This is a genomic window from Mangrovibrevibacter kandeliae (assembly GCF_024519155.1).
In the GTDB taxonomy this organism is placed as follows: Bacteria; Pseudomonadota; Alphaproteobacteria; order Rhizobiales; family Rhizobiaceae; genus Mangrovibrevibacter; species Mangrovibrevibacter kandeliae.
This window is the reverse complement of the sequence record NZ_JANIFJ010000009.1, coordinates 88501-111187: the sequence shown is the minus strand read 5'-3', so window position 1 is coordinate 111187 and position 22687 is coordinate 88501. Positions and strand designations below refer to the sequence as shown.

Below are 22687 nucleotides of genomic sequence, written 5' to 3'. Positions count from 1 at the left end.
GAGCCCCATGACGCGCGACGTTCTCCTGGATCACGTGACGATCCGGTTCGGAAGCTTCACGGCGGTGGACAACGCCTATCTCAACATCTCCGGCGGCGAGTTCTTCTCCTTCCTCGGGCCCTCCGGCTGCGGCAAGACCACGCTTCTGCGCTGCATCTCGGGCTTCGTCGAGCCGACCGAGGGGCGGGTGATGATCGCCGGGCAGGACATGGCGCGGGTCGGCCCCAACAAGCGACCGACCGCGCTGATCTTCCAGAACCTCGCGCTCTTCCCGCTGATGAGCGTCGCCGAGAACATCGCGTTTCCGCTGGAGGTGCGCGGCGTGTCGCGCAAGGGGCGGCGCAAGCGCGCCGACGCGCTGCTCGACCTGATCGCGCTGCCGGGCGTCGGGGACAAGAAGGTCTACGAGCTCTCCGGAGGCCAGCGCCAGCGCGTCGCCATCGCCCGGGCGCTCGCGGTCGAGCCGGACATCCTGCTCCTCGACGAGCCGCTGTCGGCGCTCGACCTCAAGCTGCGCCAGCACATGCGCACCGAGCTGAGGGCGATCCAGCAGCGGGTGGGGCTGACCTTCATCTACATCACCCACGACCAGGGCGAGGCGCTGACGATGTCGGACCGCGTCGCGGTGATGAACCGCGGCGTGATCGAGCAGGTGGACGCGCCGACGGCGATCTACGAGACGCCGCGCACCGCCTTCGTCGCCGCCTTCGTCGGCGAGACCAACGTCATCCCCGGCACCGTCCTCGCCCAGTCCGGCGTGCAGGTGCGGCTCGGCACGCCGCTCGGCCCGCTCGTCGGCACCGCGGCGGGCGGCCGGCGCTACCAGGCGGGGGAGGCGGTGCAGCTCTTCGTGCGGCCGGAGCAGCTGGTGATGGATGCCGAGGGGCCGATCGCGGCCACGGTGGAGAAGGAGGAGTTCGAGGGCGCCACCCGCCACGTCTTCGCCCGCGCTGGTCTGCAAGCCCTGCGCCTGTCGCGGGTGAACGCCGGCGCGGCAGGCGCGCTCGGGCCGGGCGCGCCGCTGCGCCTCGGCTACGACGCGGCCCGCGCGAGCGTGCTGCCGGCCAGCGACGGCGGCGGGGCGATCGACGCGGGGCTGACGGCATGAGCGCGCTCGCCGCGGGCCTGAAGGGCTTTGCCGGGCGCTATGGCCCGGGCGTCGCGCTCTTCGTCGGGATCGCGGTCACGGTGTGGGTGGTGCTCCTCATCACCCTGCCGCAACTCGCGATGATCGACATCTCGCTGCGCGGCAGCGGCGCGCTGCACGGCGGCACCGGGGCCGGCCACACCCTGTCGAACTACGCCTATTTCCTCTTCGGGCCGAACGGCCAGGGCAATCTCTTCGACGTCGCGATCCTCTTGCGCACCATCGTCGCGGCGGTCGCGGTGACGCTGATCGACGTCGTGATCTGCTACCCCGTCGCCTACATCCTCGCGCATGTGGCGAGCGGCGTCGGCGCGCGTCTGATGGTGCTCGGGCTGATCGTGCCGTTCTGGATCAACGAGATCCTGCGCGCCTTCGCCTTCCGCATCATCTTCGGCTCGACCGGGCTGATCAACGGGCTCGGCACCAGCCTCGGCTTCCTGGCGCATCCGGTGGACTTCATCGGCGCCGACGTCGCCCTCTATTCGAGCCTCGCCTATTCCTACATCCTCCTGATGATCTTCCCGATCTACAACGCGGTGGAGGCGCTCGACCGCAACCAGATCGAGGCGGCGCGGGACATGGGCGCGAGCTGGCCGCGCATCCACTGGCGGATCGTTCTGCCGGTCGCCAAGCCGGGCATCGCGTCCGGCGCCACCATCGTCTTCATGCTGACCGCCGGCGCGCTCGCCGCGCCGCAGATCCTCGGCGGCCCGTCCAGCCTGTGGTTCACCCAGCTCGTCTATCAGTGGTTCAACGAGGCCGGGAACTGGCCGCGCGGCGCGGCCTACGCGACCGTCCTCCTCGTCACCTGCCTCGGCTTCGTGCTCCTGATGATGAAGGTCTTCCGGGTGCCGATCGGGGCGATCGGCCGATGAGCGCGGCGAGCGCTGGCGGCGGCGGGCGCTGGGCCTCGACCGGCTACGGCGCGCTGTTCTACCTCTTCCTGTTCGGCCCGCTCCTGATCATGACGGGCACGGCCTTCAACTCGTCGAGCTTCCCGCGCCTCAGCCCCTGGGAGTGCTTCACCACCGACTGGTTCGGCGTCCTCCTGAACGACCGCCGGCTGATGGACGGGCTGTGGACCAGCGCCGGCATCGGCCTCGGCGTCGTGCTCATCGCCGTGCCGATGGGACTCGCCGGCGCGCTGGCGCTGAGCGAGATCGCGCCACGGCTGCGGGCCGCGCTCTACACGGTGCTGATCACGCCGGTGCTGGTGCCGGGCGTCGTGCTCGGCATCTCGACCATCGTCTTCTGGGGCCAGGTCGGGCGCGCCCTCGGCATGCCCACCACCGGGCTCTTCTTCGACGGGGTGTTCCTGACCATCGCGGGGCAGGTGACCTTCGTCTCGGCCTATGCGATGCTGATCTTCTCGGCCCGGCTGCAGCGCTTCGACCCGACGCTGACCGAGGCGGCGCTCGACCTCGGCGCGAGCCCCGGCCAGGCCTTCCGCAAGATCCTGCTGCCGTTCCTGCGCCCGGCCATCGCCTCGGCCGCCTTCCTGACACTGCTCGCCTCCTTCGAGAACTACAACACCACCGTCTTCACCATCCTCGCCGACGCCACCTTCACGACCGCGCTCGCCTCCAAGGTGCGCTACGGCATCGACCCCTCGCTGTCGGCGCTGGCGGTGATCATCATCGCGCTGACGCTGATCGGCGCCATCACCCACGAGGCGGTGATGCGCCGGCGGGCCGCGATCCTCTCAGGCCGGGCGGCGCGCTCGCGCCTCTACGGCCATCCGGCCGGCCGGCTGGCCGTGCATCCGGCGACGATCCTCGCGCTCCTCGTCGCGCTGGCCGGCCTCGCGGTCTGGCAGGGCAGCCGCTACGACTCATCGGCCTGCCGGGCCGGCGTGCTGGAGGAGCGGCGGGCGCTGCAGGAGAAGCTGATGCAGGAGCAGCGCGCGCGCATGCGCCAGACCGCGCCGGCGCCGGCCGTCCCGACCGAACCCCCGGCGCCCGGTGGCAACGGCTCGGGGTTCGGCGGCGCCTTCGGCTCGGGCCTGAGGCCAGGCGGTTCGAGCGCTGCCCCGGCGCCGACACCGGCCGCGCCATCTCCTGCGGCTCCGGGGTCTCCGCCGCCGGCGCCCGGTTCGAATCCTGCGCCGGCCACGCCCTTCGGTGGCGCCTTCCAGGGCATCCGGCCGCCCGGCGGCTGAGCGGGCGACGCCCGAACGCGACGTCGATGCGACCGCCTTGATCCGGCCGGGCCGGCGGGGCAGGGTGCCGCTCCCATGGCGCCCGCTGCAGCCGTTGCAGCCGTGCCCCACCGCTCAGGACCTCCTGCCGATGAAATTCACCGCCGCCCTCACGCTCCTCGCCGTCCTTGCCGGCTGCGCCGAGATCAACAAGCCGATCCGCCCGAACGACCCGTGGGGTGCCCAGGCCGAGATGCAGAACAACCCGGCGCTGCCGCAATAGGCCCGGGCGGGACGAACCGCTCCTGCCGCCGTGGAGGCGAGCGGCCGGGCGCGTGCTGCAACCGCGGGAGCCGGCGGCCGTTCTCCTCGCAAGCCCTTCGAGGAGACCGCCATGTTCCGCCCCGCCACCCTCGCTCTCGTCGCGCTCGCCGCCGCCAGCCTCGCGCCCTCCGCGGCGCTTGCCGGACGTTGCGGCGGCCAGAACAGCTCGACGCGCGAGGGCCAGGTGATCCTGTCGCCGCGCGAGGCCGCCCGCGCCCGGCCGGTGCAGCTCGCCGACGGCACGGTGGTGCGCCGGCCCGACAACCAGGGCATCCCGTTCCTGTTCGGCCTCGGCGATGCCGACGGGGTGCCCTCCGGCGCGCCGCTGATGGCCGGCGCGACGCCGAGTGTCGAAGCCTCGACGCCCTCCTGCGGCCTCGTGCCGGGCCAGGCGCCGGAGTAGGGGGCGCTGCCCGGTCGCAGCCGTCATCCTCGCGCTTCCACGGGATGAGATCTCGACCGTCTCCAGACAGCGAGACAGAGTCGGTCGATGCAGACGCAAGCCCGGTTCGACGTCGAGAAGAACGAGGCCGTGATCCGCCGGGCGAACGTGCTTTCGATGCCCCGGATCATCGGCTTCACCGCGGCTCTGGCGGGCCTCGTCTGCGTCGCCGGGCTGGTCGATGGCGGCGAGATCGCCCGCTATGCGCGCGCGGCCTTCTGGGTTGGCGTCCTGGTTCCGCTCGTTCTGCTCCCGCTCCATCTGATGGAACGCGACCCGCGGATCAACGCGTCGATCGGCATCGGTCCGACGGGGATGGCGCAGTCCGACCTCTGGTCGGCGACCTTTGTCGAATGGACCGACGTGCGGGTGCTGATCCTCCAGCCGCCGATGCTATACGGCCGGTATGGCCCCGCCCTCAGCGCGCTCGTCGCCTTCACAAGGGACGGCCGCAGGCAGAAGATCGTCCTTCCGCCGCTGGACGGGCAGGGGCCGAGACAGCTCCTGACCATCCTTCAGGCCATCACCGCGCGTCACGGCATCGAATTCGTGATGGCGCACACCGACGAGGGCGACCGGCGCGCGCGTCAGCTGGGCCTGTGAGGGGCTCGAGGTCGGGCTGCCGAGGCGGGACGCGTCGCGTCCGTGCGGACATGCGTCGGCGCTCTCGCGCTCGTCGAGCCGGGTTGTGATGTTCTCCTGCCGTCCAGATCCGTCGTCATCCCGACCGTGAGCCGGGATCCACGCCTCAGCGGTTCGGACGGCCGCATCGGACGCACTCGTAGGGGTGACAGTCGACCGACTTCGGGCTCCGCCGGCTTGGCATGGATCCCGGCTCAAGGCCGGGATGACGAGTCGGGAGGTTTCCGCCGGTCAGACACAACGGGGCGATCTCGCGCTCGTCGAGCCGGGTTGTGATGTTCTCCTGCCGTCCAGATCCTTCGTCATCCCGGCCGTGAGCCGGGATCCCCGCCTCAGCGGTTCGGACGGCCGCATCGGTGGCGGACGCACTCGTAGGAGCAACAGTCGCCCGACTTCGGGCTCCGCCGGCTTGGCATGGATCCCGGCTCGAGGCCGGGATGACGAGACCGGAGGGTTTCCGCCGGTCGGACACAACGGGGCGCTCTCGCGCTCGATGAGCCGAGGTGTGGTTTTCTGCCCCGCCCTTAGGCTTCGCCTTGCGGCTCGCTGGCGGGGCGGTTCTCTGCCCCGCCCTTAAGCGTCGCCTGACGGCTCGCTGGCGGGGCCCCGGGGGGCCGCCCGAGTGACGGGCGGCGGAACGCCGGAGGCAGACCCTCCGATATTGTTTTATGTTCGGTCCGCCTCCGGCGTTCCGCGCGGCGTTTTCCAAGACGCGCGCGAGGTCTCGTGTCCCGCGCTTCACCCGGCCTTCGCCGCGGGCCTTGCGGCCCGGGCTTCGGATCGCCGCCGGGAGGAGAACGACCTCCGAAGCCGGCGTTGCAACGTTGTCCGCCCTCCCCGCAGAACGGAGGGCAGGCCTGGTCCGTCCCGACCGCGCGCCGCTCCTCCGGACGGAGCGCCACACGGCCACCGCCCGCCGACCCCCGAATGATCCCGGTGATCAATCGTGCCCTTCGCAGGCCGGCGGTGAGGGGAGTATGGGGCGGCCGGAGCGGGCGGGGATAAAGTCTTGCAGACAAAGCGTGGAGCGCCAGTTTCTCATCCTAGATTACGCAACAGCACGATATCCACCACGTCTATGACGATGTCTGTAGTTAGGGCTATAATACCGATTCGTGGCTTTCTGGCTCCGACCTCTCCTTTCTGAGTCCTCTATGTTCTGAAAATTCCTGCCAATCGAGAATTCGATAGTCCAGCGCCAGAGTTATATGGTCATGGAAAATCTAAGGGGGCGCGCCTTTGAGAATATCATCAATTTCAATCTCTAACTTCCGCGGAATCCATTTTCTTGAGACAGGCAATCTAGGCGACACAATCATTATCGCCGGACAGAACGGATCAGGAAAATCATGTATATTTGATGCTATAAGGCTACTTAAGAGCGTTTACGGCGGCTATCAACAAAATGAGTGGCAACATTTTTTCAATGAATTTCAGATCCAGCTACATGGTGGTTCGAAGTACCTCCGGGGGTTGTTTAATGACTCTCTCTACCCTGTTGTAATAAAAGCTGAATTTCAGCTTAGGGACAGAGAGAAGAAATTTATCAGTAATAATGCTCCTCTACTGTTAGAAGAGACGGTATGGCAGTCGGTTCTTCCGGAGGCCTTTCAATACGGCGGATACCATAAGGCGATGTTCGCATCGCAATTCAGAGATCGACAGCCGGAGGTAAACGAGAAAGTTGCTTATATGCTTCCGGAGCTATTTAGCGATCTTTCTACAGAGAAGATAGTTGCTAAAGTCACAATAAATCCGCACGGCGATGTCGAAATTTCCCGATCTCAGTTGATTTCAGTAGTCTTCACAAACTACCGCCCGCGAGAGCTGGGGGTCATAGATTTTCATGGTGCGCAGCGTCACTACGGCCGAGAAAATGTCCAAGGTACAAACTTAAGTCTCGATCAAATAGATCAGAATAGAAGTCAAAGTTCCTTGTATAATTATAAGGCGAAATACAATAATGTTAAGAGCGAGATGGCCGGTAATTATGTTAAGGAGATATTGGCTGAGAAAGCCGGACCAATATCGGATGATGATCAGTACTCGTTATCTAATACGCTGAAGGAGTTGTTCACAGCATTTTTCCCTGACAAGGAATTCCTTGGGCCAAGGCCGACGACAGACGGAAGCCTGGCTTTTCCCGTCCGTACTCAAAACGGAACCGAACACGATTTGGATGAGCTTAGCTCGGGCGAAAAAGAGATTCTTTATGGGTATCTAAGGATTAGAAGCTCGGCTCCGAAAGACTCCATAATACTTTTAGATGAGCCTGAGCTTCATCTTAATCCGCGCCTTATTCGTGGTTTGCCTGAGTTTTATCGTACTCATTTGGGCGAAGCGCTAGAGAATCAGTTATGGCTGGTAACCCATTCGGACGCGTTGATCAGAGAGGCCGTAGGTAAGCCTGGCTTCAACGTTTTCCACATGTTGCCCTGTGGTGCTGAAGCGAAAGGCACGTCGCAGCTACGTTCACTTGCCACTAAAGATTTGGATCTTGTTCTTGCAGACTTGGTAGGGGATCTTGCCGCGTATAGGCCTGGCGGTAAAGGCGTTATATTTGAAGGTGGCGGCGACTCGGATTTCGATAAAACGTTGGCTAGCATTCTCTTCTCTGAGGAGGTCAGAGGCATTAATCTTATTTCTGGTTCTAATAAATCTAAGGTCAGGGCGCTCCATGAAGTTCTAAGGCGGGCACATTCGAAGGGCGATCTTCCAACTAAGTTTTATGCTGTAGTTGACAGGGATAGCGATAAGGAAATTGCAAATGCGGATGGGGTGACAGAATTTCAGTGGGATGTCTATCATATTGAAAATTATCTCCTACATCCCGGCTTTGTAGCTGAAACAGTGAATTCATTCACGCTGGGAGAGGCTATAACGCCTGACCAAGCTCATGCGAAATTAGCGTCCGCAGCACGTAACGTTGTGCCAGCCATTATACGTAAGCAGTTGCAGGAGTACGCTAATGATAAACTTGTCGGATCAATAAATCTCAAGTTTGATCCTTCTTCCGATAACGTCCCGTTCGAATTGCGGCAGGCTCTGGAGCGATCTTTCGATAAGGTGAGCGCATCACTATCCGACAGCCTGACGGAGTCCAATCTGCGTCAGAAGGAGGAAGAGTTTAAGAAGGATATAGAGGCGAGTTTCGGGAATGGATCATGGCTTTCTAAGCTGCCGGGGCGTGAGATACTTAAGCAATTTGTTAGTGTGGAGGGGGTTCCAACGAACTATGAAGCGTTTCGGAATCAGATCGCATCTCGGATGGCTGCAGCCGGTCACAAACCGGCAGGAATGGCTGCCATTCTGGATAAGATAAAGGCTGACTAATCCGCGGATATGTTCGGATAGCCTCTGCTAGATGCGTTGGCGTTGCGTGCTTCGGCTTAGAGTCAGCGTCTCTTGCGGCGCTTCATGAAGGGCGTTTAGGAGGCTTTTTGGGAGGGGCGATCCCTCAACGCGTCGTGATCCTCGTGCGCAGCACCGGGATTCATGCCGCTGCGGTGGCGTGACAGAGGCGGTGGAGGTCTGCGGGCGGCACGATCCGACGCGGGCGGGACGCGCGTCCGGCACTGGAGCGGCGGTGGAACGGGAGAGGCATGGATCCTCGACCTTGAGAGCGGGCCGCATCGTCAACACCTCGTCGGTCTCCGGCTTCGGCGGCGACTGGAACCACAGCTTCTATTGCGCGGCCAAGGGCGCGGTGACCCACTTCACCCGCGCGCTGGCGCTGGACGAGGCGGAGGCGGGGGTGCGCGTGAACGCGGTGAACCCGACGCTGGTTTATACGCCCTTCACCGCCGGCATGCAGGACCAGCCGGAGCTGGTGAAGGCCTTCGAGGAGCGCGTCCCGATGGGGCGCGGCGCCCAGCCGGAGGACATCACCGGCGCGATCCTGTTTCTCGCCAGCGAGGATGCGCATTTCGTCACCGGCGTGAACCTGCCGGTGGATGGCGGCCTTTCCGCCTCCAACGGCCAGCCAAAGCTGAGCTGAGGGCGGGCGTGCCTAAGGCGCGGCGGACGTAGGGCGGCTTACCGCCCCGGCGGTGACGATGGCTCGATTTCCTGGGTCATTCGCCTCTTGCGTCGCTTCGCCCGCCGGATGAGACGACCGATGCTGGCCAGGAGCAGGGTAACAGGAAGAAAGCTTGCCGCCATGCCCAGAAGAAAGAACCAGGCGACGGAGAGGTAGAAGCGAGGCTTCAGCGTGCATGCGTCCGGCGGCGCGCTGTCTCCATAGGCGCAGAACTCGCCCTGCGGATTGTGCTGGAGCATCATGATGCCGAAGAAGCAGGCGGTGCCCACGCCGATGACGACGGCGACGCCGAAGGCGAAGAGCGCGACGCGCCGCACCTACCGCCCCGGCCGTCCCGTCTTGGTCGGCCGGCGCTTGCGCTTGGCGTCGGACGGATCCTCGTAGGAGCCGAGGCCGATGCGCTCGCGCCGCACCGGGCGGGCGTCGTCGCCGTCGTCCCCGGTCCCCCTCATCCCCCTTCCGGGACCTTCTCCCCGCGGGGGAGAAGACGCAGCGTCGGACGTCGTGCCCGTGCCGGTCCCGTGGGGTTCGACAGGCTCACCCTGAGGGGCCCGAGCCTCACCCTTGGGGGCTTGAGGTCCACCCTGCGGAGCTTGAGGCTCGCTGCGAGGAGGCGTGCTCGACGTGGCGGCCGCTCCCTTGGCCGAGGCGTGGTCCGGCTTCTGTGGCAGCGGGCCGGCATGGCGTGGCTTTTCCGTGCGCCCGACCGTCATCTCGTCCAGGCTGTTCTTGCGGAAATAACTCGGTCCTTCCTGCCCGGACCCGCTGATCTCGCTCGGCGGGTCACCGCCTTCGGCGTCCGGGGCGGCGGTCGTGCGGACGGGCAAGCGCTCCCCTCGTTCTGCGAGGCCCGGTCCGGGCACCTCAGGATGAGTGGACGGGGCCGCGCTCTTTCGCGCCGGTACGGCCGTGTCGGTGCCGGGGCCCATGTCGTCGAGCGAGGGCTTGGCGAAGTAGGAGCTGCCGGCGCGGTCGTCTCCGGCGCTCGCGGCATTGCCGTTGTCCGGCCGCCCGAGGCGCGGCGCGCCGCGCCCGGCATCGCCGCCATCGGCGCCGCGCGGCTTCAGCGGTTCGCCGAGGGCGGAGAAGCGGGCATTGCCGCCGTCGCTGGCGCCGCGCCCGGCCTTGCCGCGCGCGCCGGCCCGGCCCTGGTTCGACCCGCCGCGCGCACCCGCGCTGCGACCGGTCGCCGGCCCCTCGGCGTCGGCCTCGGCGGCCAGCGCGTCGGCGCCGTATTCGAGCTCCTTGGCCTGCAGCTTCTTGATCTCGTCGCGCAGCCGCGCGGCGGTCTCGAAGTCGAGATCGGCGGCGGCGTCGCGCATCTGCTTCTCCAGATGCTCGAGATGGGCCTTGAGGTTGTTGCCGACCAGCGCGCCGGAATCGCCGGCGATGCTCTTCACGTCGACCCGGACGTGGTCCTTCTCGTAGTAGCTGTCGAGGATGTCGGCGATCTTGGCCTTCACCGAAGCCGGCGTGATGCCGTGCTCGGCATTGTAGGCCTCCTGCTTCTCGCGGCGCCGGTTGGTCTCGGCGATCGCCCGCTCCATCGAGCCGGTGACCTGGTCGGCATAGAGGAGGACGCGGCCGTCGACGTTGCGCGCGGCGCGGCCGATGGTCTGGATCAGCGAGGTCTCCGAGCGCAGGAACCCCTCCTTGTCGGCGTCGAGGATGGCGACGAGCCCGCATTCGGGGATGTCGAGGCCCTCGCGCAACAGGTTGATGCCGACCAGGACATCGAAGGCGCCGAGCCGGAGGTCGCGGATGATCTCGATGCGCTCCAGGGTGTCGATGTCGGAGTGCATGTAGCGCACGCGGATGCCCTGCTCGTGCAGGTATTCGGTGAGGTCCTCGGCCATGCGCTTGGTGAGCACGGTGGCGAGCACGCGGTAGCCGGCCGCGGTGGTCTCGCGGATCTCGCCGAGGAGGTCGTCGACCTGGGTCTTGGCCGGCCGGATCTCGACCGGGGGATCGGTGAGGCCGGTCGGGCGGATCACCTGCTCGGCGAAGACGCCGTTCGCCTGCTCCATCTCCCACGGGCCGGGGGTGGCCGAGACCGCGACGGTCTGCGGACGCATGGCGTTCCACTCCTCGAAGCGCAGCGGCCGGTTGTCCATGCAGGAGGGCAGGCGGAAGCCGTATTCGGCGAGCGTCGCCTTGCGGCGGAAGTCGCCGCGATACATCGCGCCGATCTGCGGCACGGTGACGTGGCTCTCGTCGATGAAGACGAGCGCGTTGTCGGGCAGGTACTCGAACAGGGTCGGCGGCGGGTGGCCGGGCTGGCGGCCGGTGAGGTAGCGCGAATAGTTCTCGATGCCGTTGCAGGCGCCGGTCGCCTCGATCATCTCGATGTCGTAGCGGGTGCGCTGCTCCAGCCGCTGGGCTTCGAGAAGGCGGCCTGCCTTTTCAAGCTCCTGCAGGCGCCACTTCAGCTCCTCCTTGATCGACTTGACGGCCTGGTTGAGGGTCGGACGCGGCGTCACGTAGTGCGAGTTGGCGTAGATCTTCACCGACTTCAGGTCGTCGGTCTTCTTGCCGGTGAGCGGGTCGAACTCGGTGATCGACTCGATCTCGTCGCCGAACAGCGAGATGCGCCAGGCGCGGTCTTCGAGGTGGGCGGGGAACAGCTCGATGGTGTCGCCGCGCACCCGGAAGGAGCCACGGGTGAAGTCCATGTCGCGGCGCTTGTACTGCTGGGCGACGAGGTCGGCGAGGAGCTGGCGCTGGTCGAGCCGGTCGCCGACCGTCATCTGGAAGGTCATCGCCGTGTAGGTCTCGACCGAGCCGATACCGTAGATGCAGGAGACCGAGGCGACGATGATGACGTCGTCGCGCTCGAGCAGCGCGCGGGTGGCGGCGTGGCGCATCCGGTCGATCTGCTCGTTGATCGAGGATTCCTTCTCGATGTAGGTGTCCGAGCGCGGGACGTAGGCCTCCGGCTGGTAGTAGTCGTAGTAGGAGACGAAATACTCGACCGCGTTGTCCGGGAAGAAGTTCTTGAACTCGCCGTAGAGCTGGGCGGCGAGCGTCTTGTTCGGGGCGAGGATCAGCGCCGGGCGCTGGGTCTGCTCGATGACGTTGGCGACGGTGAAGGTCTTGCCCGAGCCGGTGACGCCGAGGAGCACCTGCGTCTGGTCGTCGTCGGAGATGCCGGAGACGAGGTCGGCGATGGCGGTCGGCTGGTCGCCCCTTGGCGTGTAGTCGGAGGCGATGCGGAACGGCACGCCGCCTTCGGACTTCTCCGGCCGGGCCGGGCGGTGGGGGATCCACAGCTCGCCGTTCTTGTGCAGCGGATTGCCGGAGGAGATGAGGTCGGCGAGCGCCTGCACGGTGGCGGTGACCGCGCCTTCCGGCAGCGACTGCGCGTCCTCCAGGCTGACATCGAGGCCGGCGACCGGGTTGAGGCCCGCCGCGGCGCGCTGCTTCGGCGAGGCGCTGCCGCCCATCGAGGTGCCGCGCGCGGTCTTGCCAGGCTTCTCCGCCTTGTCCTTTGCGGCCTTCGCCTTGCCGGCGGCCGGGCGGCGCGGCGCGGGATCGCTCTCGGTGTCGGCGCCGAGCCGGCCGTCGCGAGCCGAAACCCGCGAGGCGGGCGTCGACGGGCCATCGCCCGCGTCCGCGACGCGCTCGGCCTTCACCTCCGCCGCCTGCGCGATCTCGTCGGCCCAGCCGGCGATCGAGCCGGAATAGGGGGCGCCTTGGAAGGGTGCCTGTGGTGCCTCGCCGAAGCCGTCGGGCGGTGTTTCGGCCTCCGGCGCGACGCGGCGGCCGTCCAGCCGCTCCGAAGCGTCCTGATAGTCGGTGAGGGGGCTGCGGCGGGAGGGGGTGCGGGGAGCCATGCCGGAACATATAGAGACCATGGCCGCGGCTTGGAAGGTGCCGGCGCCGGCATTCCGCAGCGCCTGCAGCAGTCCGCACGGGTCGGCTGACACCGAGCCGTGTCCGCCTGGCAGCGCACGCTGGAAACGTCTGCGTTCGCCTCTGCCTCAGGCGGCGAGATCGCCGCCGTCCGTGCGCCCGTGCTCGCCCGCCGCCGGGCCCTTCGAATGGCTGACATGGCCGTCGGCGTAGCGGATCAGCCGGTCGCCGCGTGCCGGGATCGACCGCAGGAAGAATCCCTCCTGCACGCGCAGCGTGGCCGCTCGGCCGGCGCGGTCCAGCCAGCCGACCGTCCGGCCGACGATGTCGATCATCGTGATCCGGCCGAGCTCGACGATCCCGTGCCGGCGAAATCCGCTGCGCGGCTTCGTTCTGAAGGAGAGAATGGACATGCCGTACCTCCCATGGATGTCTCTAGGGGAACGACGCCGGGCCTGCTGGAGTTCGATGACCGGCCGAAGCGTCCTCGCCCCGACCGTCACGTAACTCGGAGCCGGGTCAGCGGGCGACGATCCGCTGCTTGCGCTCGGCCTCCTCCTTGGCCTTCGGGTCGCCCTCGATCTCGCGCGAGGCCTGCGCCCAGAATTCGTGCTCACGACCGGACGGACGTCCGGCCTGCTCCCACAGAAAGTAGGCGCGGTCGCGTACGGCTGCGTCATTGTCGACTGTCGGCATCCAAATCCTCCCTGAGTCGCGTCGCACCGCAGCATGCCACGCAAAGCAGGAGAAATAGCGCCGAACCGTTCGCCGTCTACCGTCACCCTCGCACAAGCTCGCCGTCGAAAGCTGAGGATTGCTGCGTGACGGGGATGCCACGCTTGCGAAAGAACCGGATCGGGCACGTTGCGCTCGATCGATGGGAAGACTTAAAAAAAGGCGGGGGAGACGAAAATGAAGAGGACTGCCATGCCGACGATTGGTTGGGTGGACGTGGACTGCACCGAGCGCGAGGGACAGGTGGCCTACCGCGACATGATGATCTCGATCCGTCGCAGCGAGATCGACACATGGCGGGACGATCCGGATGGTCGCTTCAAGCTCGCGGTGCGCGCGGACGGTGAGGGGCGCAAGATCGCCGAGCCGGTGAAGTTCTATCCGAGTCTCTGACGGCGCGACCGCGTCGTCGACGGGCCAGCTGCCGCTCGGAAGCGACAGCTGGGACAAGCATCCGGTGAGAAGCACGCAGCGCTCTCAGACGTGCTCGATGTTGGGAAGGTTGTTGCGTCCTTCCTCCGGGTCGGGCGTGACCGGCGGGACGTCGGCGCCCGGTTCGCGGATGTCGTCGGACCCCGTGCCGTCCGGTGACGGGTCTTCCAGCGGTGGAGCACCACCGGGTGGCGGGCGGTTGCCCGGCGGAATGATGGCATCGTCGATGTTCGACATGGCTGCGGCTCCCGTTGCTTGCCGATCTTCGTTCAAGCCATTGACGGCGCTAGGGTTCCACGCGTCGGCGCAGGTCGCCGCGCCCGCGGGTGGGATGCCGCGCATCCGCGACACTCGGTCCCGGCGCGTCGAGCGACCGTGAGACGACCGAAGGGAGCCGAGGCGGTACAACAGGGGGCCGCACCGAACCCGCGGCCTTGCTCGCCGGAGTGTCCCGATGCCGCCCTTTCCGCTCTGCCGCGCGCTCGCGGTCGTCGTCATGATGCTGTTCGCGGAGCACGGGACGCCGGCACGAGCGGTCGAGGCGGCGCCCGTTGCAGGCTACACCGTCTCGCAGCAGGACGTCCGCTCGCAGGTGATGGACCGCACCTACCGGATCTTCCTCGCGGTGCCCCAGGGGCCGGCGCCGGCGGGCGGCTGGCCTGCCGTCTATCTCCTCGACGGCAACATCGCCTTTCCGATGATGCTCGACGCGCTGCGGGCGCAGAGCGGCGCTCGCCGGCACCATCCGGTGGTGGTGATCGGCGTCGGCTACGTCACCGATGGTCCCTATGATCCGGCGCGCGAATACGACTACACCCCGCCGGTCTACAACGGTCCGAGCCAGGACAACGGCCTGCCGATCGGCGGCGCCGACCGCTTCATCCGCTACCTCACGCGCGAGTTGAAGCCGGCGATCGAGCGCGAGCAGCCGATCGACCGGCACCGCGAGGTGCTGTTCGGGCACTCCTATGGCGGGCTCCTCGCCCTGCATCTCCTGTTCACCCACCCGAGTGCCTTTCGCGCCTACGCCGCGGCCAGCCCGTCCTTCGGGTTCGGCAACCGCACGCTCTTCGCAGAGGCCAAGGGCTTCGAGAACGAGCGGCATGCCGGACCGATCGACGTGATGATCACCGCCGCGGAGTATGAGCAGACGCTCAGTCCGGACCAGGCGAGCGCGCCGGACGCAGCCGAACGGCGCACGCGCATGGCGCGCCGCCACCCGGTCGATACCGCCCGCAGCGTTGCCGGCGACCTCGACCGCCTGCCGAGCGTGCGTGCCCGGTTTCACGAGTTCATGGGTGCGACGCACAGTTCGGAGCTTCCCTTGGCCGTGGCGCGCACGCTGCGCTTCGTGCAGGCGCGGCTCGGCAAGGCCGGAGACGTCGTCGAGAGCCGCGAGCGGCACGTCGCGCGATAGCCTTCGCGTTGAGCGACGGCGGTCCGGCGCGGGCCCCGTGCCCCGGGCCGGCCATGGGGCAGGGGCCCGCGTGAAGCCCCTCGTTCACCAGTCCCTAACCACGTGCCTTTACCTTGTCCCCGTCCGCTCGAGTCACGCGGGGAACGAGAGGCCGTCCGATGGGTGTGCGTAATAACGGATGGCATGAAGTCGTGCTCGCCGCTGCGTGTGCCGCGGTGGCGGGCATGCCCGAGGGGGCCTGCGCGCAGTATCTGCGCCTTCCCGATGCCCCTGCGGTGACCACGGGTTCGGTTGCCGGAATGGCACCCTCGACTCCCGGTCGGCCGCGGCTCGTCTGGGGCGGGCCGGTGCCGGATCTTCCAGCACAGGCCTACGCGCCGGCGGACGCCCGGCCGCCGCAGCCGATGCCCCGGACGACGGCCTCCGGCGACGCCGCACCGCTGCCGGCGCAAGCCGCCTTTGCACCGACCCCAGCATCGTCCGGCCGGCTCGCACCTGCAGATGACGGTCTGCCGGACGAGGCCTCCGACACGGAAGAGCTGCCGGACGGGGCCGTGAACCTCGCCGACCTGCCGCCGCCGGTGAGCATCGAGGATCTGATGGTGAAGGAAGGGGCGGACGACGGTCGTCCCGCCGTCGATCCGTGGGACGGGATGAAGGCGGTGACGCCGGGTGCGCTGCCGCCGCGGCGCAGCTTCGCCTCGCTACTGCCGTCGTCGCGCCCGGAGCGCTTGGGTGACCCGGTGCGCCGCCAGCGCGACTTCGACGAAGACCTGCCCGGGGGCTATGCCGCGCTGCCGCGGGGCGAGGCGATGTGCCGTCGGGCCCTTGCAGATCTCGGCGTCGCCTATGTGGACACCGCTTCGATCTCGCGCAGCCGCAGCTGCGGCATCGACTATCCGGTCAAGGTGACGCAGATCGCACCGGGCGTCGCGATGCAGCCGGCCGCGACGCTGAACTGCGAGACGGCGCTTCGGGCCGCCCGCTGGATGCACGACGCGGTCAAGCCGGCCGCCCGGTCGAACCTGTGGTCCTCACCGGTGGCGGTGCTGAACGCCTCGTCCTACCGCTGCAGCCGGATCGCCGGCTCGCGGACGATCAGCGAGCATGCGAGCGGCAACGCGCTCGACGTGCGGGGTTTCAAGCTGTCCGACGGGTCGGTGATGGAGATCGAGAAGAAGGGCTTCTTCTCGGTCCGCGAGAAGGGCTTCCAGAAGTCGGTGCGCACGGCCGCCTGCCGCTATTTCGGCACGGTGCTCGGGCCGGGGTACAACCGCGATCACGCCGACCACCTGCATCTCGACGCCAAGCAGCGACGCCGCGGGGTCTGCAAATAGGTGAGGGAGGGGGGCCGCGCAGACGCCGTCAGGCGGCCGCGCTCTCTTCCTCCAGCGCGATCTCGCGCATGATGCGGAAGATCCGCTCGCTCTCGAGGCTGTCGGGCCGGAACCCGCTGTCGGCGGCGATGGAGCCGAACAAGTTCTCGGCTTCACGCGAACGGCCGAGATAGGCCATCGACCAGTTCGGAAAGCTCGGAGCAGAGGTCTGCTCGAACCCGAGGACGTGCACGTCACCGTGGCGCGGGTCGCGCTGGATCCGCTCGAAGGTCGCGCTGATCGAGTCCTGCCGACCTTCGAGAACCTGGGCGAAGATGCCGGCATTGAACAGGAGCGCTCCGGTGACGCCGACCTCGAAGTTGTTGCGCTGCGAGGCGCGCAGGATGCCCTGCACGGTCTGAGCCACATCGCCCGGCGCGCCGGCGATGCGGTTGCGGCTGTAATAGACCAGCCGGTACAACGGTCGGGTCACAGGCTGTCTCCTCCTTGCGTGTCGTTCGTCTTTCGCGGCGGCTCGCTCGGCTGCGCGCGATTGTTCAAGATGACATCGGCGATCTTCTCCGGCGGCAGCGGGCGCGAGAACAGGAAGCCCTGCACGTCGGTGCAGCCATAGGCGGCGACGCGCGACAGCTGCTGCTCGGTCTCGACGCCCTCGGCCGTGGTGGTCATGCCGAGACTGCGGCCGAGCGCGGCGATGGCCTGCACGATGGCGCTGCCGCCGGGTCCTTCCGCCTCATGGCCGCGGATGAAGGACTGGTCGATCTTGATCTTGTCGAAGGGGAAGCGCCGCAGATAGGACAGGGACGAATAGCCCGTGCCGAAATCGTCCATCGACACGCGCACGCCGAGCTGGCGCAGGCTGTGGAGAATGTCGATGACGCTCTGCGTGTCGTCCATCAGGACGCTCTCGGTGATCTCCAGCTCGAGCCGCTCCGGCGCGAGGCCGCTCTCGGCGAGCGCCGATACCACGGTCCCGATCAGGGTCGCGCTGGCGAACTGGCTGGCGGACACGTTCACCGCGATGGTGAGGGGCTCGCTCCAGCCGGCCGCCTCGCGGCAGGCGTTGCGGATCACCCATTCGCCGATCGGATTGATCAGGCCGATCTCCTCGGCGAGCGGGATGAAGTCGCTCGGCGCCACCGTGGCGCCGCCGGCCCGGTGCCAGCGCAGCAGGGCTTCGAAGCCGGTGATGCGGCTGGTGTCGAGATTGACCTGCGGCTGATAGACCAGCGAGAATTCACGCAGCGCCAGCGCCCGGCGGAGATCGATCTCCATCGTGTGGCGGGCCTGCATCTCCTCGTCCATCGCCATCTCGAAGAAGCGATAGGTGCCGCGGCCGGCGCTCTTGGCGCGATACAATGCGAGATCGGCGTATTTGAGGATCTGGTCGCCGTCGGCGCAATCGCCCGGCAGCAGGGCGACGCCGACGCTGGCGCCGATATTCAGGAGGTTGCCGTCGACGATGTAGGAGCGGCCGAGCAGGTCGACGAGGCGAGCGGCCAGCGACTCGGCGGCCTTCGGCTGCTGGGGATCGACCTGCAGGATCGCGAACTCGTCGCCGCCGAGCCGGGCGACGACGTCGCCGCGTCCGAGCTGCGAGCGGATGCGGTCGGCGACGACGCGCAGCAGGGCGTCTCCGACGGGGTGGCCGAGCGTGTCGTTGACGGCCTTGAAGCGGTCGAGATCGATCGTCAGGACGGCCGCCGCCGACGGATGCAGCGTGAGATCGCTCATCAGCTCCGCCAACTGCTCGCGCAGGAGCAGTCGGTTGCCGAGCCCGGTCAGCGGATCGGTGCGTGCTTCGTCGTTGACCCGCTTGCGCTCTGCCATCTCGGCCGAGACGTCGGACGCGGTGACGAGAACGCCATGCGACAGGGGCACGGTCTCGATCTGGTAGACGCGCCGCTCACCGAGGCTGAGAGGTGTGTCCTCGCTTCGCACGGAGTGCAGGGCGAGCGTGCGCTCGAACAGCGCGGCCAGTCCGCTCGCGAAGGCCGGCTGCCGCAAGAGGGCGTCGAAGGCGCCGTTGCTGAACTGGACGGCCCCGTCGCGCGAGTAGACGGCGACGGCGCGGTTCAGACGGCGCAGAGCTTCTTCGGCGAGTGAAGCCTGGCCGACTGGATCCGGGCCGGATGAAGCGGTGTTCATGGCAAGTTCGATCGGCACGGGCGATGTCTCGATGGCTGACACGAGCCGGTCCTCGGCACGATCGTTCGGTATCGGGCAAATCTAGCCAGAGAGCTCTTGCCATATTCTAAAGACGGGAAGGCCTTTCATCAGCCAGACATACATTTCCCGGTGGCGGGGTTAACGCAAGTTCATCGCAACGGCAGCCGGCAGCGCGCGTTCAGACCTCAGGCGCCTCGGCGCTCAACAGGAGAATCAAATGCTTATCCGCCTGACCCTTGCCGCCGGCGCGCTCGTCGCAGCGACCGGTATCACCGCCGCGCAGACGCCGACGCCACCGTCCGCCGATACCCCGTCCCAGACCATGCCGGCGCCCGGTGCCGCAGCCCCCGGCACGACGTCTCCCGATGCCTCTCGCCCCGCGCCCGGCGGTCACGTGCCGATGGCGCGGTCGCAGGAAAGCAACCAGGATGGCGGCCCCGAAGCCGACCGCACCGATCGGGGCGATGTATCCGCCGACGATGGCGATCGTGACGGTCGTCACTGGCGCGACGGCCGTCACCACGGCTGGCGCGACCGCGCCGGCCGGCACGGGCCGCGCGGCCGGTTCGCCGGCATGGGACGCGGGCCGCACATGGGCGGTGGCGCCAGCTTCCATGTCATCCTCGGGCCCGGGCGGATGGTGGTCGTCGACTGCGGCCGCGACGGCATCAAGGCCTGCGTCGATGCCAGCGGCCCGCTGCTGGATGCGATCGGCGGCGACGATGCGAGCGACGACGAGGGCTATGACGGCCAGGACTTCCTGCAGCCGTCGAGCGGCAGCCCGGCCAGCGACGAGCAGAACTGACCGCACGTCTCTGAAATCGAAGATCCCGGCCGCCGGCGCTTCAGCCGGCGGGCGGAGCCGGCGGAATCGGCGTCGGTGCGCCGGTGCCGTCGAGCGCCACCATCACGAACACCGCTTCGGTCACCTTGACCTCCTCGCGTGTCAGATACCGCTCGGCGAAGGCCTCCACGGTGAGCGTGATCGAACTGCGGCCGATGCGATCGATCTCGGTGTAGACGCAGAGCGTGTCGCCGACCTTCACCGGCTTGCGGAACACCAGCGAGTTGACCGCGACCGTCGCCACCCGGCCATGGGCGCGCTCGGCCGCGCGGATGCCGGCGGCGAGATCCATCTGCGACATCACCCAGCCGCCGAAGACGTCGCCGGCAGCGTTGGCATCCTTGGGCATGGCGGGCACGCGCATCGTCAGCTCGCCCTTCGGGCCGGTCGCCTCGCTCATACGGTCTCCCCGGCCAGTTCGGGTTGAGGTCCTGCCGGCGGCTCGCGGCGCCCGCGCCGGCGCATCGGGACGAGTTCGACCGCCAGCATCGCGACGAAGATCAGGGCGCAGCCGGCATAGCCGAGGACGCCGATTCGCTCCGTAAGGAACACTGCGCCGAAGACGGCGGCAAAGAGCGCCTCGGAGGACAGGAAGATCGCCGCCTGGGCGGCCGTCGTGTGGCGCTGTGCGACGGTCTGCAGCGTGAAGGCGAGGCCGGCGGCGATGATGCCGGCAAATAGGAGTTCCGGCGTCGCCCGCAGGATCGTGGCGCTCGAAAACGGCTCGGTCGCACTCCACCCGAGCCCGCCCAGCGCGGCCGCGACGAAGAACTGCACCGCCGAGAGGGTGAAGGGGCGGCCGCTGTTGCCGGCGAACCGGCCGGTGGCGAGGATCTGCAGCGACCAGAACACGGCGCAGAGAACCACCAGCCCGTCGCCCGAACCGAGCCGGGTGAGTGTCCCGCCGCCGACAAGCAGGATGCCGAGCGCGCAGGCCGAGGCCGCTGGCCAGACCACCCAGTGCGGCCACTCGCGCCAGAGGAGAAGACCGATCAGCGGCGTCAGCACGACGTAGAGGCCGGTGAGGAAGCCGGCATTGGTCACGCTCGTCGAGAGGAGACCGTATTGCTGCAGGATCGAGCCGCCGAACAAGCACAGCCCCACCGTCACGAAGCCGATCCGCTCGCGTCGCGTCAGAGCGCGCGGCGCACGCCGGCTCTCCCAAAGCGCCAGCGGCAGCAGCGTCAGTCCGGCGAGGAGGTACCTGAGGGTGACGAAGGCCCACGGTCCGATCGCCGCCATCGCGCTCGACTGGGCGACGAAGCCGAGCCCCCAGACGGCGCCGACGAAGAGCAGGAGGCTGTTGGCGAGAAGACGGGACACGGCAGCTCCAAGGGGTCGACACTCGGTAGCGTCCGGCGGAGAGAGGCGCAAGCCGCCTGACCAGGCAGCCACGTCCCGAGGCAGGCGCCGCTGCGGGCCGCCTAACCGCCAGCCGCCGGATTGCCGGCAGACCCTTCGAGGGCGAGGCGCCGCAGAAGCGGGCGGCAGGCGTCGACGTCGAGACTGTCGCTCCGCCAGGCGAGATAGCCGTCCGGTCGCACGAGGAGGAGCGCCTGCGCCTCCTCGTCCGGCAGGCCGTAGGCCGCGAAGACGGCCGCAGCGGTGGTCAACTCGACGCCCCCGACCCGCCCCGCCGTCAGCCGCGCCACCACGCGCGCGGCGATGGCCGGCCCCTCGAGCATCCGAAGCCGGGCCACGAGCGCTTCTGCCTCGTCACGCTCCAGCGGCCGGCGCGACAAGGCGAGGAGGGTGAAGCGAGCGCCCGACAGGAGGTCGAAGACGTCCCGATGCCGCGTGATCGGGGCATTGGGCGCTCGCTGGCCGGGTTGCGGTCCGTGAGCGCCGGCGGACGGAGCCGGGGGCTCGACGCACGGGCTCGGCCCGTAGGCGATGTCGATCTCGGCGAGCTTGCGGAAGGCCGCCGTCTGAACCGTCGGCAGATGCGACAGGGCTGCCGCGGCGGGCCGGGCGAACAGGTCGCGAGCCGCCGCCTCCCAGCCGGTGCGCCCGGCCACCACTTCGAACATCGCGTCGGTGGTGCGCACCACGTCCCGGCCCACGGGTCGTCGCTCGCTGTCATAGGAGGCGAGCAGATCCGGCGCCGCGCCGCGCAGCACCGCCGCAAGCTTCCACGCGAGGTTCGCCGCGTCCTGCAGCCCGGTGTTCATGCCCTGGCCGCCGGCCGGCGAGTGGATGTGTGCGGCGTCGCCGGCGAGGAAGACGCGGCCGACCTGGTAGCGATCGACGCCGCGGTGCGAGGTGTGGAAGCGGGTCACCCAGCGCGGGTCGGACAGCTTGACCGGCAGCTCGCTGACGGCAGCGAAGGCCCGCTCGAGCTCGCCCAGTTCGAGCGCGGTCGCGTGTGGCAGGTCGCTCGCATCGGCCGGCCGCGGTTCGGTGACCATGACGCGCGAGCATGCGGTGCCGTCGAGCGGCAGGAACAGGCCGACCCGCTCGCCGTTCAGGAACCCGCGGAAGCCGGCGTGGTCGAGCGGCCAGTCGACGCGGCAGTCGGCGAGCAGGAAGGTCTGCGGGTACTGGGCGCCTGCAAAGGCAAGGCCCAGCGCCTTGCGCACCACGCTGTGTGCGCCGTCCGCTCCCAGGAGGTAGCGGCTGCGGATCGCGCCGCCGGCCGCGGACGCTTCGAACTGTGCGGTGACGGCGGTCGCGTCCTGGACCACGCTGCGCACCGTCCGGCCGCGCTCGACCGCGAGGCCCAGGCGGGAAAGGTCCTCGATCAGCACGCGCTCGGTGTCGGACTGCGGATGCAGCGTGATGAACGGAAAGGGCGTGTCCGGAGCCTCGACGGTGTCGAAGTCGAGGCCGCCGACCAGCCGACCGCGAACATGCATCCTGGCACGGGAATTGAGCACCGCCCGCTGCAAGATCGCGTCGGCCAGGTCGATCGACAGGAACAGCTCCATCGAGCGCGCCGCGACCGCGAAGGCCCGCGACTCGCGCGAAGGCTCCAGCCGATCGTCGACGATCCGCACGTCGACGCCCCACCGCTTCAGAAGATCGGCGGCCATCAAGCCGGTCGGCCCGGCGCCCACCACCAGCACGTCGCAATCGAAACCATCGAAACGGGTCATGTTCGCCTCCTGTGGCGGTAGAATGACCCGCGGGTCATTCTTGTCAAGAAGCTCCTGACCCGCCGGTCATGTCGT

At 67.9% G+C, this 22687-nt stretch carries 22 protein-coding genes; 12 read left to right on the top strand and 10 right to left on the bottom strand.

What is annotated here, in order from left to right:
- The first annotated feature begins 7 nt into the window (after positions 1-7).
- The 8 genes from NPA30_RS18475 to NPA30_RS18440 all read left to right on the top strand — a co-directional run bounded on the left by NPA30_RS18475 (position 8) and on the right by NPA30_RS18440 (position 8689).
- Entirely contained in the window at positions 8-1108 is a 1101-nt protein-coding gene (locus tag NPA30_RS18475; RefSeq protein WP_256804279.1) for an ABC transporter ATP-binding protein, read from the top strand.
- Complete coding sequence (locus tag NPA30_RS18470) at positions 1105-2022, top strand: ABC transporter permease (RefSeq protein WP_256804278.1); 918 nt, start codon at positions 1105-1107, stop codon at positions 2020-2022. Before NPA30_RS18475 ends, NPA30_RS18470 begins: the two co-directional genes overlap by 4 nt.
- Entirely contained in the window at positions 2019-3305 is a 1287-nt protein-coding gene (locus tag NPA30_RS18465; protein WP_256804277.1) for an ABC transporter permease, read from the top strand. The genes NPA30_RS18470 and NPA30_RS18465 overlap by 4 nt, the downstream gene beginning before the upstream one ends.
- A 130-nt stretch (positions 3306-3435) precedes the next feature.
- Positions 3436-3567, top strand: a complete 132-nt coding sequence (locus tag NPA30_RS18460; protein WP_256804276.1) for a hypothetical protein — start codon at positions 3436-3438, stop codon at positions 3565-3567.
- Between the two features lie 111 nt (positions 3568-3678).
- Positions 3679-4011, top strand: a complete 333-nt coding sequence (locus NPA30_RS18455; RefSeq protein ID WP_256804275.1) for a hypothetical protein — start codon at positions 3679-3681, stop codon at positions 4009-4011.
- An 87-nt stretch (positions 4012-4098) separates the two neighbouring features.
- The gene (locus NPA30_RS18450) at positions 4099-4653 is read left to right on the top strand and encodes a hypothetical protein (protein WP_256804273.1); all 555 of its coding nucleotides are present in this window, start codon (positions 4099-4101) and stop codon (positions 4651-4653) included.
- 1278 nt (positions 4654-5931) lie between these two features.
- A complete protein-coding gene (locus NPA30_RS18445) occupies positions 5932-8025 on the top strand; it encodes an AAA family ATPase (protein ID WP_256804272.1) in 2094 nt (697 codons plus the stop codon).
- Between the two features lie 283 nt (positions 8026-8308).
- Positions 8309-8689 carry an SDR family NAD(P)-dependent oxidoreductase gene (locus NPA30_RS18440; protein WP_256804271.1) on the top strand — a complete coding sequence of 127 codons (381 nt, stop codon included), beginning with the start codon at positions 8309-8311 and terminating at the stop codon, positions 8687-8689.
- Positions 8690-8727: 38 nt separating this feature from the next.
- Here NPA30_RS18440 and NPA30_RS18435 read toward each other — a convergent pair whose 3' ends face one another.
- The 4 genes from NPA30_RS18435 to NPA30_RS18420 all read right to left on the bottom strand — a co-directional run bounded on the left by NPA30_RS18435 (position 8728) and on the right by NPA30_RS18420 (position 13279).
- Entirely contained in the window at positions 8728-9048 is a 321-nt protein-coding gene (locus tag NPA30_RS18435; protein WP_256804270.1) for a hypothetical protein, read from the bottom strand.
- On the bottom strand, positions 9049-12564 hold the full coding sequence (gene uvrB, locus NPA30_RS18430; RefSeq protein WP_256804301.1) for an excinuclease ABC subunit UvrB: 3516 nt from the start codon (positions 12562-12564) through the stop codon (positions 9049-9051).
- 147 nt (positions 12565-12711) lie between these two features.
- A complete protein-coding gene (locus tag NPA30_RS18425; protein WP_256804269.1) occupies positions 12712-12996 on the bottom strand; it encodes a hypothetical protein in 285 nt (94 codons plus the stop codon).
- Between the two features lie 106 nt (positions 12997-13102).
- Positions 13103-13279 (bottom strand): DUF2934 domain-containing protein, encoded by a 177-nt coding sequence (locus NPA30_RS18420; protein ID WP_256804268.1) that lies wholly within the window; start codon positions 13277-13279, stop codon positions 13103-13105.
- A gap of 231 nt (positions 13280-13510) precedes the next feature.
- Here NPA30_RS18420 and NPA30_RS18415 point away from each other — a divergent pair, with 231 nt between their 5' ends.
- Positions 13511-13711, top strand: coding sequence for a hypothetical protein (locus tag NPA30_RS18415; protein WP_256804267.1), 201 nt, complete (start codon positions 13511-13513; stop codon positions 13709-13711).
- 84 nt (positions 13712-13795) lie between these two features.
- On the opposite strand, the gene NPA30_RS18410 is transcribed toward NPA30_RS18415, so the two are convergent.
- A complete protein-coding gene (locus NPA30_RS18410; protein ID WP_256804266.1) occupies positions 13796-13987 on the bottom strand; it encodes a hypothetical protein in 192 nt (63 codons plus the stop codon).
- 217 nt (positions 13988-14204) lie between these two features.
- Between NPA30_RS18410 and NPA30_RS18405 the strand changes: the two genes are divergently transcribed.
- Positions 14205-15167, top strand: a complete 963-nt coding sequence (locus tag NPA30_RS18405) for an alpha/beta hydrolase (RefSeq protein ID WP_256804265.1) — start codon at positions 14205-14207, stop codon at positions 15165-15167.
- A gap of 224 nt (positions 15168-15391) precedes the next feature.
- A complete protein-coding gene (locus tag NPA30_RS18400; RefSeq protein WP_256804264.1) occupies positions 15392-16504 on the top strand; it encodes an extensin-like domain-containing protein in 1113 nt (370 codons plus the stop codon).
- A gap of 28 nt (positions 16505-16532) precedes the next feature.
- Here NPA30_RS18400 and NPA30_RS18395 read toward each other — a convergent pair whose 3' ends face one another.
- Both NPA30_RS18395 and NPA30_RS18390 read right to left on the bottom strand, forming a co-directional pair.
- Positions 16533-16976 (bottom strand): BLUF domain-containing protein, encoded by a 444-nt coding sequence (locus NPA30_RS18395; RefSeq protein WP_256804263.1) that lies wholly within the window; start codon positions 16974-16976, stop codon positions 16533-16535.
- Positions 16973-18652, bottom strand: coding sequence for a putative bifunctional diguanylate cyclase/phosphodiesterase (locus tag NPA30_RS18390; RefSeq protein ID WP_256804262.1), 1680 nt, complete (start codon positions 18650-18652; stop codon positions 16973-16975). The genes NPA30_RS18395 and NPA30_RS18390 overlap by 4 nt, the downstream gene beginning before the upstream one ends.
- Positions 18653-18890: 238 nt before the next feature.
- Here NPA30_RS18390 and NPA30_RS18385 point away from each other — a divergent pair, with 238 nt between their 5' ends.
- Positions 18891-19478, top strand: coding sequence for a hypothetical protein (locus tag NPA30_RS18385; protein ID WP_256804260.1), 588 nt, complete (start codon positions 18891-18893; stop codon positions 19476-19478).
- 40 nt (positions 19479-19518) lie between these two features.
- Here NPA30_RS18385 and NPA30_RS18380 read toward each other — a convergent pair whose 3' ends face one another.
- From NPA30_RS18380 to NPA30_RS18370, 3 genes are all read right to left on the bottom strand, one after another.
- Positions 19519-19917, bottom strand: coding sequence for an acyl-CoA thioesterase (locus NPA30_RS18380; protein ID WP_256804259.1), 399 nt, complete (start codon positions 19915-19917; stop codon positions 19519-19521).
- The gene (locus NPA30_RS18375; RefSeq protein ID WP_256804258.1) at positions 19914-20840 is read right to left on the bottom strand and encodes a DMT family transporter; all 927 of its coding nucleotides are present in this window, start codon (positions 20838-20840) and stop codon (positions 19914-19916) included. Before NPA30_RS18375 ends, NPA30_RS18380 begins: the two co-directional genes overlap by 4 nt.
- A 101-nt stretch (positions 20841-20941) precedes the next feature.
- Positions 20942-22612, bottom strand: coding sequence for an FAD-dependent monooxygenase (locus NPA30_RS18370; RefSeq protein WP_256804257.1), 1671 nt, complete (start codon positions 22610-22612; stop codon positions 20942-20944).
- Between the last annotated feature and the right edge of the window lie 75 nt (positions 22613-22687).

Excerpts from the sequence above, each read along its gene's own strand:
- NPA30_RS18405 (WP_256804265.1), top strand. The coding sequence starts at position 14,205 with ATGCCGCCCTTTCCGCTCTGCCGCGCGCTCGCGGTCGTCGTCATGATG.
- NPA30_RS18410 (WP_256804266.1), bottom strand. The coding sequence starts at position 13,987 with ATGTCGAACATCGACGATGCCATCATTCCGCCGGGCAACCGCCCGCCA.
- NPA30_RS18390 (WP_256804262.1), bottom strand. The coding sequence starts at position 18,652 with ATGAACACCGCTTCATCCGGCCCGGATCCAGTCGGCCAGGCTTCACTC.
- NPA30_RS18450 (WP_256804273.1), top strand. The coding sequence starts at position 4,099 with ATGCAGACGCAAGCCCGGTTCGACGTCGAGAAGAACGAGGCCGTGATC.
- NPA30_RS18425 (WP_256804269.1), bottom strand. The coding sequence starts at position 12,996 with ATGTCCATTCTCTCCTTCAGAACGAAGCCGCGCAGCGGATTTCGCCGG.
- NPA30_RS18400 (WP_256804264.1), top strand. The coding sequence starts at position 15,392 with ATGCCCGAGGGGGCCTGCGCGCAGTATCTGCGCCTTCCCGATGCCCCT.
- NPA30_RS18420 (WP_256804268.1), bottom strand. The coding sequence starts at position 13,279 with ATGCCGACAGTCGACAATGACGCAGCCGTACGCGACCGCGCCTACTTT.
- NPA30_RS18460 (WP_256804276.1), top strand. The coding sequence starts at position 3,436 with ATGAAATTCACCGCCGCCCTCACGCTCCTCGCCGTCCTTGCCGGCTGC.
- NPA30_RS18465 (WP_256804277.1), top strand. The coding sequence starts at position 2,019 with ATGAGCGCGGCGAGCGCTGGCGGCGGCGGGCGCTGGGCCTCGACCGGC.
- NPA30_RS18370 (WP_256804257.1), bottom strand. The coding sequence starts at position 22,612 with ATGACCCGTTTCGATGGTTTCGATTGCGACGTGCTGGTGGTGGGCGCC.
- NPA30_RS18415 (WP_256804267.1), top strand. The coding sequence starts at position 13,511 with ATGCCGACGATTGGTTGGGTGGACGTGGACTGCACCGAGCGCGAGGGA.
- NPA30_RS18470 (WP_256804278.1), top strand. The coding sequence starts at position 1,105 with ATGAGCGCGCTCGCCGCGGGCCTGAAGGGCTTTGCCGGGCGCTATGGC.
- uvrB (WP_256804301.1), bottom strand. The coding sequence starts at position 12,564 with ATGGCTCCCCGCACCCCCTCCCGCCGCAGCCCCCTCACCGACTATCAG.
- NPA30_RS18455 (WP_256804275.1), top strand. The coding sequence starts at position 3,679 with ATGTTCCGCCCCGCCACCCTCGCTCTCGTCGCGCTCGCCGCCGCCAGC.
- NPA30_RS18475 (WP_256804279.1), top strand. The coding sequence starts at position 8 with ATGACGCGCGACGTTCTCCTGGATCACGTGACGATCCGGTTCGGAAGC.
- NPA30_RS18380 (WP_256804259.1), bottom strand. The coding sequence starts at position 19,917 with ATGAGCGAGGCGACCGGCCCGAAGGGCGAGCTGACGATGCGCGTGCCC.
- NPA30_RS18385 (WP_256804260.1), top strand. The coding sequence starts at position 18,891 with ATGCTTATCCGCCTGACCCTTGCCGCCGGCGCGCTCGTCGCAGCGACC.